Below are 10,709 nucleotides of genomic sequence, written 5' to 3' on the forward strand. Positions count from 1 at the left end.
GGGCACGCCCCGCCGCGGGCGGCGGGCCGCCGCGCCGGCGTCCGTGGCTCCGATCCGCGCCCCGCCGGGCCAGGTGGACGTGCCATGGGCGAAACCCGATGTTCACGTGGGTCGTCTTGACCCAACGCAACATCTTCGCGACGCCTGGCGGGGCATTCGACGAGGAGGCCGTTCGTCCGCTAGAGTGCTGACTGCACCGGCAAGAAGTCAGGTGCGACGCGGACGTGGCTCAGTGGTAGAGCATCACCTTGCCAAGGTGAGGGTCGCGGGTTCGAATCCCGTCGTCCGCTCGGAAGCAGAGGGGCTTGAGGTCTGCACCGCGGCCTCCCGCGGCGGAGTGGCCGAGTGGTTTAGGCAAGGGCCTGCAAAGCCCTGTACGCGGGTTCGATTCCCGCCTCCGCCTCTGGTTCATCGCGGGCGATTAGCTCAGTGGGAGAGCGCTACCTTGACACGGTAGAGGTCACTGGTTCAATCCCAGTATCGCCCACCCCGCGTCTCGCGGCATCGTCGCAAAAGGCCACTGGATCTCCAGTGGCCTTTTTGTGTGCCTGAATGCGGATTCTCCCCGCGGCCGCCCATCAGTCCGGCGGAGCCGCCCCCGCCGTCCCCCCTTCCCGCAGGAACGCGGTGAGCCCGTCGGCGATGCCGGTCGCGGCCCGCGCCCGCCATGCCGGCTCGACCAGCGCGGCCGCGTCCGTCGAGTTGCTCATGTTCCCGCATTCGAGAAACACCTTCGGTACCCGAGAGAGGTTCAGCCCGCCGAGATCGGACCGGATCGTCATGCCCTCCCGGCCGAGGTAGTCCGCCAGTGGCAGCCCGGTCGCCGCGCCGAATGCCGTGCGCAGCGCGCCCGCGAGGCGGGTCGAGGGGGCCAGGATCGTCGCGTTCGCCTTGTCGGGGCTCAGCGCCGGCGCGATCACGTGAAAGCCGCGGCCGGTCACGGGGCCGCCGTCGGCGTGGATCGACACGACCGCCGCGGCGCGCAGGTCGTTTCCGGTCCGGGCCCGCTGGTCGATGCACGGCCCGACGCCGGTGTCGTCGCCGCGGGTCAGCACCACCCTGGCCCCCCGGGCCCGCAGGATCACCGCCGTCCGCTGGGCCAGGTCGAAGGTGAAGGCGTGCTCCGGGTAGCCGGCGGCGGTCTGCGCGCCGACCGTGTCGCACTCCTTGTCGAAGCCGCCCGCCGGCACCAGCCGGTTGATGACTGCGCCGGCCCCGCTGTTGCCGCCGTCGTGGCCCGGGTCCAGCACGATGGTCCGGCCGGCCAGCGACACCGCCGCCACGCCGGCAGCCCCGCCGGCCGGAGCCGCGCCATCACCGTCGAGCCTGTTCAGCGCGAACCGCAGAGCGAAGCCGGCCATCAACGCCAGCAGAACAACTCCGGCCATCTGCAGCACGAGGATCCGCCGGATCCGTACCGGCATGCAGTCCCCCGCCCTGGCCCAGTCGTGGTTCGCCCCACCCACCGTAGGTGATCGCGGTGCGGCGCGGCGCGCAGCATCGGGCCGCGCCCGGCGCCGTTCAGGCCGTGACGAAGTCGATCAGGTGCTCCACGGCCCTGAGCAGGCCCACCTCGAGATCGCCGTAGTCGTTGACCTCTGCCAGTACCCGCCGCCACATCTCGGCGGGCTCGGAGACGCCCAGCGCCCGGCAGACGCCTTCCTTCCACGGCTGCCCACGCGGCACGACCGGCCAGGCGGCGATGCCGACCGAGGCGGGCTTCACCGCCTGCCAGATGTCGATGTACGGGTGGCCGGTGACCAGCACGTGGTCCCCGGTGACGGACGCCGCGATCCGGCTCTCCTTGCTCCCCGCGACGAGATGGTCGACCAGGACGCCCAGGCGCCGGCCCGGTCCGGGACGGAACGTCTCGACCACGCCCGCCAGGTCGTCGATGCCGTCCAGGCTCTCCACGACGACGCCCTCGACGCGCAGGTCATCCCCCCAGACCCGTTCCACGAGGGTGGCGTCGTGCAGCCCCTCCACGTAGATGCGGCTGGCGCGGGCGACGCGCGCCCGGTGGCCGGCTACGGCCAGGGAACCGGACGCGGTGCGCGCGGGGGCGGCCGGTGCCCTGCGGCGGGGGCGCACGAGGGTCACCCGGCGGCCCTCCAACAGAAACCCGCCCGGCTCCAGCGGGAACAGCCGCCGGGCGCCGTGCCGGTCCTCCAGGGTCACCCCGCCGTGCTCGCTGGCGACGACGGCGCCGCAGAACCCGCTCGTGGCGTCCTCGACGACCAGGTCCGGTTCGAGCTCGATCTCCGGGATCGGCGGGCGGGCGCGGGCGCTGGGCGCCAGGACGTCCCGGCCGTAGTCGCGGCTGTGCATGCCGCGAATTTAAGCCGTCGCACGGCCATGATCGGGCAAATCGACCCACGGGCGTGTCGGGATGCCACACTGAGCAGATCGGCGCCGGGCCGCCCTGGCGCCCGCGACCATCGGGGGTCCCCCGGCCTGTCCCGGCCCGGGGCGACGGGAGGGGCGAGATGACGGCACGCTACGGCCCGCGGGTCGCGTTGCTGGTCGTGGATGTGCAGAACGACTTCGCGGATCCGGCCGGCAGCCTCTACGTCACCGGCGGGGAGGAGGTCGTCGCCGGGATCAACGCCGAGATCGCCGCGGCGAGAGCCGCCGGGGCCCCGGTGTTCTACAGCCAGGACTGGCATCCGGCCCGCACGCCGCACTTCGTCACCGACGGGGGCGTGTGGCCGCCGCACTGCGTGGCGGGCACCAGCGGAGCCGAGTTCCACCCGGAGCTCACGGTGGCCGGCGAGGTGATCCGCAAGGGGGTCGACGGGGCCGACGGGTATTCCGCCTTCTCGGTGCGCGACCCCCGGTCGGGTGACCAGCGCTCGACCCTGCTGGGCCAGCGCCTCGCCGAACAGGAGGTGACCACGCTGGTGGTGGTTGGCCTCGCCGGCGATCACTGCGTGCGGGAGAGCGCCCTCGAGGCCAGGGGCCTCGGGCTCACGGTGCTGCTTCCGCTGGAACTGACCAGGTTCGTCAACCTGCGCCCGGGTGACGACCAGCGGTCGGTCACGGCGATGCGCGCGGCCGGGGTCCTTCTCGACTGACCCCGACCAGCCGGCGCGGCGGCCTCTTCGGTGACCGCGGCGTCGGCCGGCGGGTGTGTCGGTACATCGTAGGGATCAGGCTGCGCAGTCGCGGCAGACCATCCGCCGCTCGTCGTAGAGCTGGCTGCGGTGGTGCACGAGATAGCACTGCGTGCAGGTGAACTCGTCAGCCTGTCTTGGCAGCACCCGCAGGTTCAGCTCTTCGCCCCCCAGGTCGGCGCCGGGCAGGCCGAGCTCGGTCTCGAACGGGTCAGCATCGTCACCGAGGTCGGCTGCCGCGTCGGCTCGCCGTGCCTTGAGAGCCTCCAGACTCTGCTCGGATGCGTCCTCTATGTCAGCAGTACGAGGAGTGTCGTAATCGGTGGCCACTGAAGTAACTCCCAGAAAGGTTGTTCGTGGTCGTGCGCAAGCCTCAACGCACGACCGCCGGGGTATGTGCCCGTCAGACCCGCGCTACCCTGATGTGGGCTTCACCACACGCGCGTGCCCAGTCCACCCCGATACGTGACCGACCCCTGCGGACCGCCGCCAACGGCCTCATCCGCGCAGGCCAGCGGCGGTGTTTCGCCCTTGGCCTGCGCGGATCGCCTCGAGCCCGGTCCGCCGGTGCGGTCCGCCGGTGCGGTCCGCCGGTGCGGTCAGCCGGTGCGGTCAGCCGGTGCGGCGCAGCCAGGTTACCGGCGCGCCGTGCGCCCCGCGGCGCAGTGGCTCCAGGACATCGTCCCAGGCCGTCCCGAGCAGACGGTGCAGCCCGCGGGAGAGCGTCTCGCGTGCCTCACCCCGCTCGAGCAGCGCCCGCAGGGCCGCCTCCCCGACCACGACGTCGCCGTTGGCGGCGATCGCGGCCCGGTGCAGACCGAGATCGGGAGTGTAGGAGTACCGCTCGGCGTCGCAGCCGGGCGAGGGCCCCTCCACTGTCTCGAAGGTGACATGCCCGAGCCGGCGCAGGGCGCCCGCAACCCGGCCCGCCGTACCCGGGGACGCGCGCCATTCCAGCCCGGCGAACAGGAATCCGGGCATGCCGGGCTGCGCCGTCCAGGTGAGCGACACCGGCGACGACAACACTCCGGTCACGGCGAACTCCAGGTGCGGGCAGAGCGCTGGCGGACAGGCAAGAACCGCCAACTTGCCCGGCACGGCGAAGGACGACGAGCCGGATGACAGCTCGCGAGCTGTCGGTGACATTGCGACCACGCAGGACCTCCGTCGACGAGGAACGCCTTCCCCTGCGCCTCTTCGACCCGTCCGTTATGGCGGCTTGCCGGAATCGTCCCATGGTCCGAGCCGGCGGACTAGCCCCACCCCCTTGGAGAGCTATGACTAAATGGGCGCAATAGCGTTGCCCACCCCGGTCATCATGGACGCTGCTCGGATGGCCCGTCCGGACGGGTCCCCGCTGGCCTGTCCGAGGTCAGGCCACCGAACAGTCCGCCGAGGCCGCCCAGTGCGCCGGTGAGCTCGCTCGGGACGATCCACAGCTTGCTGGCCTGCCCCTGGGCGATCTGCGGCAGCGTCTGCAGATATTGGTAGGCCAGCAGTTTCTGGTCCGGGTCACCTTCGTGGATCGCCCGGAAAACGGTGTCGATCGCCTTCGCCTCGCCCTGGGCGGTGAGGATCTGCGCCTCCCGCTCACCCTCGGCCCGCAGGATCGCCGCCTGCTTCTCGCCCTCGGCCCGCAGGATCTCGCTCTGTTTGACCCCCTCGGCGGTCAGGATGGCCGCGCGGCGGTCTCGCTCGGCCCGCATCTGCTTCTCCATCGAGTCCTGGATGGAGCGGGGCGGGTCGATGGCCTTCAGCTCGACCCGGTTGACCCGGATGCCCCACCGGCCGGTGGCCTCGTCGAGCACGCCGCGCAGCTGGCCGTTGATCTGGTCCCGGGAGGTGAGGGTGGCCTCCAGGTTCAGGCCGCCGATGACGTTGCGCAGGGTGGTGACGGTCAGCTGCTCGATCGCCCGGATGACGTTGGCGATCTCGTAGGTCGCGGCGCGCGGGTCGGTCACCTGGAAGTAGATGACGGTGTCGATGCCGACCACGAGGTTGTCCTCGGTGATCACCGGCTGCGGCGGGAAGCTGACGACCTGTTCACGCAGGTCGATCTTGTCTCGGATCCGGTCGATGAACGGGACCACGATCGCGAGGCCGGGGGTGAGGGTGCGGTGATAGCGCCCAAGCCGCTCGACGACCATCGCGCGGGCCTGGGGGACGATCCGCACCGCCCGCACCAGCGCGACCAACAGAACCGCCACGATCGCCAAGGCGACGATGACACCTGCCATGACTGCCCTCCCTCAGACCTCGAAGCTGTGCACGATGGCGGTCGCCCCGTCGATGCGCAGCACGTGCGCCTCGCTGCCGACGGCCAGCACCGTGGTCGTCGGATAGGACCGCGCGGACCACACCTCGCCACGGATCTTCACCCGCCCGCCGTCCCCGTCGACCCGCTCCACCACGACGGCCCGCTCGCCGACGAGCGCCTCCGTCCCGGTGCGCAGCGCGGGCGCGCCCCGCAGGTGCCGCCGGGCCACCGGACGCAGCCCGACCCCCAGGGCGCCCGCCGCCGCGGCGAAGGCCACGAGCTGCCAGACGACATCGACGCCGAGCACAGCGACACCGGCACCCACCAGCGCGGCGAGCGCGACCATCGCCAGCACGAGGGTCAGCGTCACCAGCTCGCCGACGAACAGGGCGCCGGCGACGACGACCCAGATCGCCCAGTCGGCCATGGCCCCATGCTAGGCCGGGCAGCCGGGCACCGATCAATGAAACGTCAACGCTTCCGAACGTGTGGCCGCACGATTCACGCGCCGCCCGGTCACCGATGGCGCCATGCCCGTAGGCTTCGCGTATGTCGCAGGTCTGGCCGGGTCACCCGTATCCCCTCGGTGCCACATATGACGGTACGGGAACGAATTTCGCGATCTTCTCCGAGATCGCGGACAAGGTCATGCTCTGCCTGTACGACGACGGCGGCCGGGAGGAGCAGATCGAGCTCCTCGAGGTCGACGCCTTCGTCTGGCACGCCTACCTGCCCTCGGTGGGGCCCGGCCAGCGCTACGGCTATCGCGTCCACGGGCCCTATGACCCGGCGAGCGGTCACCGCTGCAACCCGCACAAGCTGCTGCTCGACCCGTACGCCAAGGCGGTCGACGGCGAGATCGCCTGGGACCAGGCGGTCTTTCCCTACACCTTCGGCGATCCGGACAGCGTCAACGACGCCGACTCCGGGCCACACATGATGAAATCGGTCGTCATCAGCCCGTTCTTCGACTGGAACGGCGACCGGCCGCCGCGCACGCCGTACAACGAGTCGGTGATCTACGAAGCACATGTCCGTGGGCTGACCAAGAACCATCCGGGGCTCCCGGAGGAGTACCGCGGCACCTATGCCGGCGTGGCGCACCCCCTCATGATCGAGCATTACCGCAAGATCGGCGTGACCGCGATCGAGCTGCTGCCGGTGCACCAGTTCGTGCACGACGAGCACCTCGTCAGCAAGGGCCTGCGCAACTACTGGGGATACAACTCGGTCGCCTTCCTGGCCCCGCACAACGGCTACTCCGCCTCGGGCGGCCAGGGCCGGCAGGTGCAGGAGTTCAAGGGCATGGTCAAGAATCTGCACGAGGCCGGCATCGAGGTGATCCTCGACGTCGTCTACAACCACACCGCCGAGGGCAACCACATGGGGCCGCTGGTGTGCTTCCGCGGCATCGACAACAGCGCCTACTACCGGCTCGTCGACGACGACCAGCGCTACTACATGGACTACACCGGCACCGGCAACAGCATGCGGGTGCGCCATCCGCACGTCCTGCAGCTCATCATGGACTCGCTGCGGTACTGGGTCACCGACATGCACGTCGACGGCTTCCGGTTCGACCTCGCCGCCACGCTGGCGCGGGAGTTCTACGACGTCGACCGGCTGTCGTCGTTCTTCGACCTGGTCCAGCAGGACCCCGTCGTGTCCCAGGTGAAGCTCATCGCCGAGCCGTGGGACCTCGGTGAGGGCGGCTACCAGGTCGGCAACTTCCCCCCGCTGTGGACGGAGTGGAACGGCAAGTACCGTGACACCGTCCGCGACTTCTGGCGCGGCCAGGACCACGGCATCGCGGAGTTCGCCTCGCGGCTGACCGGCTCCAGCGACCTGTACGAGACCAGCGGCCGGCGGCCCTGGGCGTCGATCAATTTCATCACGGCCCACGACGGTTTCACCCTGCACGACCTCGTCTCGTACAACGAGAAGCACAACGAGGCGAACGGCGAGGACAACCGGGATGGTTCCGACGACAACCGGTCGTGGAACTGCGGGGTCGAGGGGCCCACGGACGACCCCGTCGTGCAGGCGCTGCGCGTCGCGCAGACCCGCAATCTGCTGACGACGCTGCTGCTGTCGCAGGGAGTACCGATGCTCGTCGCCGGCGACGAGATGGGCCGCACCCAGGGCGGCAACAACAACGCCTACTGCCAGGACACCCCCATCTCCTGGCTGGACTGGGCCGACGCCGAGCGCAACGCGGACCTCGTCGACTTCGTCGGCCAGGTGTCCAAGCTGCGCCACGACCATCCGATCTTCCGGCGGCGCAAGTTCTTCGAAGGCGCGCGCCCGCGCGGGCAGGGCAGCGCCAGCGGCACCGGCGACGGACCCGCCGGCAAGGACATCGTCTGGCTGCGGCCCGACGGCACCGAGATGACCGACGCTGACTGGGACTCCGGCACCGCCCGCTCCCTGGGCGTGTTCCTCAACGGCGAGGGCATCTCGGATCCCGACGCGCTCGGCCAGAAGATCCACGACGATTCGTTCCTGCTGTACTTCAACGCCCACTTCGAGCCGGTCGGGTTCCGCGTCCCGGCGGAGACCTTCGGTGTCTCGTGGGAGACCGTCGTGGACACCCGCCGCTCCACCGCCGCGGTCGACGCCGGCCTGGACGCGAGCCTGCTGTCCCAGACGGCGCTCGACCCCATCGACATCGGCAAGGTCGTCAAGGCGGGCGACGCCCTCGAGATCGACGCCCGCTCCACGGTCGTGCTCCGCCGTGTCTCCTGAGCCGACCGTGCCGGGCGGGACCCCCGGCCGCGACCGGGCGGTGCCGACGTCGACCTACCGGCTGCAGCTCAACCTCGACTTCTCGTTCACCGACGCAGCGGTGATCGTCCCCTACCTCGCGTCGCTGGGTGTGTCGCACCTGTACCTGTCGCCGGTGCTGGAGGCGGCACCCGGTTCGACCCACGGGTACGACGTCGTCGAGCACGGCCAGATCAATCCGGAGCTCGGCGGCACCGGCGGGCTGCGCCGGCTGGTCGCCGCCTGCCGCAAGGCCGGCCTCGGCCTCGTCGTGGACGTCGTGCCGAACCACATGTCCGTGGCCTCGGAGGCGTCGAACGCGCCGTGGTGGTCCGTGCTGCGCGAAGGGCCGGACTCCCCGTACGCGAGCTGGTTCGACATCGACTGGGCCGCGCCGGACAACCCGGGCCGGGTCCTCGTGCCGATCCTCGGTTCGGGCCTCGCGGACTGCCTGGCCGCCGGGGAGATCTCCGTGCGGCGCGACACCGAGGGCGAGTGGGTCGTCGTCTACTACGACCACGTGCTGCCGACCGCGCCGGGCACCGCCGACCCCGACGACGTCGCCGCCACCCTCGACGCCCAGTACTACCGGCTGTGCTGGTGGCGGGTTGGCGCCACCGAGCTGAACTACCGCCGGTTCTTCGACATCACCACCCTCGCCGGGCTGCGCCAGGAGGAGCCCGACGTCTTCGCCGCCAGCCACCGGCTGCTCATCGAGCAGGTGCGCGCGGGCACCTTCGACGGGCTGCGCATCGATCATCCGGACGGCCTGGCCGACCCGGAGGGCTACCTGCGACGGCTCTCCGAGGCCACCGGCGGGGCGTGGACCGTCGTCGAGAAGATCCTCGAGGACGACGAGACGCTGCCGCGGACGTGGGCCTGCGACGGGACCACCGGCTACGACGGGATCGCCCGGCTGACCCGGCTGTTCCTCGACCCCGTCGCCGGGCATCCACTCGCCGTGCTCTACCAGGAACTCGCACAGGCCAACGCGGAGTTCGAGGTCGAGGCGCGGGCCGCCAAGCTCGACGTGCTCGCGGGCGTGCTCCAGCCCGAGGTCGACCGGCTGAGCACCCTGGCGCTGGCCGAGGCCCGCCGGGCCCGCGCCGACCTGACCCGCACCGGCCTGCGCGAGGCACTGTGCGAGGTCCTGGCGGCCTTCGACGTCTACCGGGCCTACATCCGCCCGGACGGCACGCCGAGCCTGGAGGCCCGGGGCCACGTGGTGCGGGCCTGCGAGCACGCCCGGTCCTACCTGCCGGGGCGCTCCACCGAGGTCGACCTCATCGAGGACCTGGCGCTCGGCGGGCCGCCCGAGTTCGTCGTGCGCTTCCAGCAGACCTGCGGCCCGGTGATGGCCAAGGGCATCGAGGACACCGCGTTCTACCGCTACGGCCGGATGATCGCGCTCAACGAGGTCGGTGGCAACCCGGGCCGGTTCCCGGCGTTCACCACCGGCCATCCGCGCAGCGCCGTCAACGAGTTCCACGAGGCGAGCTCCACCGCGCAGCGGACCTGGCCGCTGGGGATGACCACCCTGTCGACCCACGACACGAAACGCTCCGAGGACGTGCGGGCCCGCCTCGCCGTGCTCTCCGAGGATCCGCGCGGCTGGGCGGAGGTCGCCGGCCGACTGGTCCGCCTCGGTGAGCGCCACCGCGACACCGAACAGGGCTGGCCGGATCGGCCCACCGTCTACTTCCTGCTGCAGACCCTCGTCGGCGCCTGGCCGCTGTCGGCCGAGCGGGCCACCGAGTACATGCTCAAGGCGGCCCGCGAGGCGAAGCTGTACACGAGCTGGACCGACCAGGACCCCGCCTACGAGGCGGCGCTGGCGAACTACATCGTGTCGGTGCTGGAGGACGAGGAGTTCCTCGCCGTGCTCACCGGCTACGTCGGCCCCCTGGTCGAGCTCGGCCGGCAGAACTCCCTGGCGCAGAAGCTGCTGCAGCTCACCATGCCCGGGGTGCCGGACGTGTACCAGGGGCAGGACCTGTGGGACCTCTCGCTGGTCGATCCGGACAACCGGCGACCGGTGAACTACGGCGACCGGACGAAGATCCTCGCCGAGCTCGACCTCGAGACCGCGGCGGACAGCGGGCCGCCGCGGCGCCCGCCGCTGCTCGACGACTCCGGCGCCGCGAAGCTGCTCGTCGTCGCCCGGGCGCTGCGGGTGCGGCGCGACCATCCGGACTGGTTCGGCCCGCAGGCCACCTACCGGCCGCTGTGGGCGTCGGGCTCGGCGGCGGAGAACGTCGTCGCGTTCAGCCGGTCGGAGTCCGTGGTCGCCGTGGTGCCCCGGCTGGTGCTCGGCCTGCGCCGCGGCGGCGGCTGGCGCGACACCACCCTGCCGCTGCCCGAGGGCCGCTGGACCGACGTCCTGACCGGCCGCAAGCATGACGGTGGGACGGCCTACGTGCTGCGGCTGCTGCGCGACTTCCCGGTCAGCCTCCTCGTCCGCGCCCTGTAGACGTCTCGGCACGCGCAGCAGGCACCGCACGACGTTCAGCGTCGTCGCGCCGCCTGGTGCGCAGGAGATCGAGTTCCGGCTGAAGAACCCGTCGTCGAAGACGAAG

9 protein-coding genes and 3 tRNA genes are annotated in these 10,709 nt (G+C 71.2%); 6 read left to right on the forward strand and 6 right to left on the reverse strand.

Translation table 11 applies throughout. The features are described 5' to 3' along the window. Nucleotides 1–218 precede the first annotated feature (218 nt). From MXD58_RS11120 to MXD58_RS11130, 3 genes are all read left to right on the forward strand, one after another. Nucleotides 219–290 (forward strand) — tRNA-Gly (locus MXD58_RS11120). Between the two features lie 41 nt (nucleotides 291–331). Further along, nucleotides 332–403 (forward strand) — tRNA-Cys (locus MXD58_RS11125). 12 nt (nucleotides 404–415) lie between these two features. Further along, nucleotides 416–487: transfer RNA gene (locus MXD58_RS11130), tRNA-Val, on the forward strand. Between the two features lie 91 nt (nucleotides 488–578). Here MXD58_RS11130 and MXD58_RS11135 read toward each other — a convergent pair. Further along, nucleotides 579–1,424, reverse strand: coding sequence for an N-acetylmuramoyl-L-alanine amidase (locus MXD58_RS11135; RefSeq protein WP_248840201.1), 846 nt, complete (start codon nucleotides 1,422–1,424; stop codon nucleotides 579–581). A 97-nt stretch (nucleotides 1,425–1,521) separates the two neighbouring features. Next, nucleotides 1,522–2,328, reverse strand: coding sequence for a DUF3097 domain-containing protein (locus MXD58_RS11140; protein ID WP_248840200.1), 807 nt, complete (start codon nucleotides 2,326–2,328; stop codon nucleotides 1,522–1,524). Nucleotides 2,329–2,486: 158 nt separating this feature from the next. Here MXD58_RS11140 and MXD58_RS11145 point away from each other — a divergent pair, with 158 nt between their 5' ends. Continuing rightward, on the forward strand, nucleotides 2,487–3,074 hold the full coding sequence (locus MXD58_RS11145) for an isochorismatase family protein (protein WP_248840199.1): 588 nt from the start codon (nucleotides 2,487–2,489) through the stop codon (nucleotides 3,072–3,074). Between the two features lie 75 nt (nucleotides 3,075–3,149). On the opposite strand, the gene MXD58_RS11150 is transcribed toward MXD58_RS11145, so the two are convergent. From MXD58_RS11150 to MXD58_RS11165, 4 genes are all read right to left on the reverse strand, one after another. Beyond that, a complete protein-coding gene (locus MXD58_RS11150; RefSeq protein ID WP_248819278.1) occupies nucleotides 3,150–3,443 on the reverse strand; it encodes a DUF4193 family protein in 294 nt (97 codons plus the stop codon). 282 nt (nucleotides 3,444–3,725) lie between these two features. Then, nucleotides 3,726–4,259, reverse strand: a complete 534-nt coding sequence (locus tag MXD58_RS11155) for a DUF3145 domain-containing protein (protein ID WP_248840218.1) — start codon at nucleotides 4,257–4,259, stop codon at nucleotides 3,726–3,728. A gap of 170 nt (nucleotides 4,260–4,429) precedes the next feature. Further along, complete coding sequence (locus MXD58_RS11160) at nucleotides 4,430–5,350, reverse strand: SPFH domain-containing protein (protein ID WP_248840198.1); 921 nt, start codon at nucleotides 5,348–5,350, stop codon at nucleotides 4,430–4,432. Nucleotides 5,351–5,362: 12 nt separating this feature from the next. Further along, nucleotides 5,363–5,797 (reverse strand): NfeD family protein, encoded by a 435-nt coding sequence (locus MXD58_RS11165; protein ID WP_248840197.1) that lies wholly within the window; start codon nucleotides 5,795–5,797, stop codon nucleotides 5,363–5,365. A gap of 122 nt (nucleotides 5,798–5,919) precedes the next feature. Here MXD58_RS11165 and glgX point away from each other — a divergent pair, with 122 nt between their 5' ends. Further along, nucleotides 5,920–8,115, forward strand: coding sequence for a glycogen debranching protein GlgX (gene glgX, locus MXD58_RS11170; RefSeq protein ID WP_248840196.1), 2,196 nt, complete (start codon nucleotides 5,920–5,922; stop codon nucleotides 8,113–8,115). Next, nucleotides 8,105–10,603 (forward strand): malto-oligosyltrehalose synthase, encoded by a 2,499-nt coding sequence (treY, locus tag MXD58_RS11175; RefSeq protein ID WP_248840195.1) that lies wholly within the window; start codon nucleotides 8,105–8,107, stop codon nucleotides 10,601–10,603. Before glgX ends, treY begins: the two co-directional genes overlap by 11 nt. Nucleotides 10,604–10,709: the final 106 nt, after the last annotated feature.

Origin of the sequence: Frankia sp. AgKG'84/4, from assembly GCF_023242965.2 — a bacterium.
Taxonomy (GTDB): Bacteria; Actinomycetota; Actinomycetes; order Frankiales; family Frankiaceae; genus Frankia.